Origin of the sequence: Sporosarcina limicola (assembly GCF_014873855.1) — a bacterium.
In the GTDB taxonomy this organism is placed as follows: Bacteria; Bacillota; Bacilli; order Bacillales_A; family Planococcaceae; genus Sporosarcina; species Sporosarcina limicola.
Genome location: NZ_JADBEL010000071.1, coordinates 1 through 1,592, shown reverse-complemented (window position 1 = coordinate 1,592; position 1,592 = coordinate 1). Strand labels below are relative to the sequence as shown.

The window sequence follows — 1,592 nt, the reverse complement described above, 5'->3', positions numbered from 1 at the left end:
GAAGTGGTAAGGGCTTTGTCACTCACTGGTACAATCTATGTCACTTGGTGGTAAAAAACATGTCACGAGTGGTACATTTCATTGGCTGTAATCAAAGATTAACTACTTTCAAGAAAAATCTCAATTGTGTTTGAACTGTGGCAGCCAACTTTGAGTATTGTTGATTTCACAGTATATTTTTCTATTCTTCCTTTTTCAATATCACTGTCTGCATCTCCTATAAGCATAAATGAAATGGCAGCTTACGTTGCATTTAAAATGATGGAAGATTAGTAACTAATTTATACTTTCGGCTTTGTTATGTTCTTTGCTGATGATGCGTATGTAGCTAATGCAATGTATCATAATTCACCTCAAAAATGTTGTTTACTTAATTCTATCTAAATAACATAAAAGTGTATAATGAACGTCCGTAAAGTATTTTAATGCTTTTACAATCGGTATTTTATTTTTGTATAAATGGACTCATTTCAAATTATATTGGTTATAAAGGAAGGGGAATGGAACGAAGGAAAGCACAGATTTGTTAATTGCCGCCGACGATATTAGAATGGTCAATGAAATCTAGGTCCACTACCCAATCATCTCAGATGTCAACAGAGAGAAGACGATCCAAAACGGTTGCTACATACGCGGTAAACTATGGATGTGGACTTGTACTATCTCCGCTTTCTATTCAACATTTACAGGTACTTTGGCTTCAAACTTGTGCAGTTACAATGTTGCCTTAGAAGTCAATATCGACTTTGGAGCGGCTTTTTTTGAAGAGATCCGCACAAGGAAATTAGATGTAAATTAAATTAATAAGAGTTTTTTTGTATGTAAGCGTCAAATAGCGCCCACCTATCTTTTAGGGGGCGCTTATTTTATGCTTTATTTAGTTCTATTGGGAATGCGACAATCTGCTGGCAGGGTCTCCGACCATGGAAGCAGTCGATCAAGCGCCTCTGAATCCTCCAAATCTATTAAAGGAAGCTATTCAAATACGTGGGTTAAATAAATCAATGGATTTAACTGATTTTCTTTGGCAGTTTCCACAATGCTATAAGCGATTGCGCTTGCTTTTGCACCTTTCACAGATTGAGAGAATAACCAGTTCTTGCGTCCGATCACGAAAGGTTTGATAGCACGTTCGGCTCGGTTATTATCGATTTCCAAACGCCCATCCTGTAAAAACATTGTAAGGCGTGTCCATTGATTTCTGCAATACTTAATGGCCTGCCCCAACGCACTTTTGGGTGCGACGCGCATACTTTGTGTTTGTAGCCAGGTTGAAAAGGCATCCAGCACAGGCTGACTGCGTTCAAGTCGCTCTTTATGGCGTTCTTCAGGGCTGTGATCCTTTAGCGCGCGTTCAATCGCGAATAATTGATTGCAGAAACGAAGCCCTTCCTCCGCGGCACAAGGTGTTTCTTTATTTTTCGCTTCTGCTGGTAAAGCAGTTAGGGCCTCATCGAATTTTCGACGCGAATGTGCCTTATCTAAGAACTTGGATAAGGCACATTATCCGAGAAGATTGATTATCCGAGAAGAAATGAGAAATTCCGCTTAATTATTTTATTCCTTTTCTTTTTTCTCGAATAATTATGGTC

General features: G+C 38.7%; 1 pseudogene. It reads right to left on the bottom strand.

Annotated features, from left to right (window positions below):
* Positions 1-873 precede the first annotated feature (873 nt).
* Positions 874-1,476 (bottom strand): annotated as a pseudogene (tnpC, locus tag H4683_RS21070) (IS66 family transposase); the annotation flags it as partial.
* Positions 1,477-1,592: the final 116 nt, after the last annotated feature.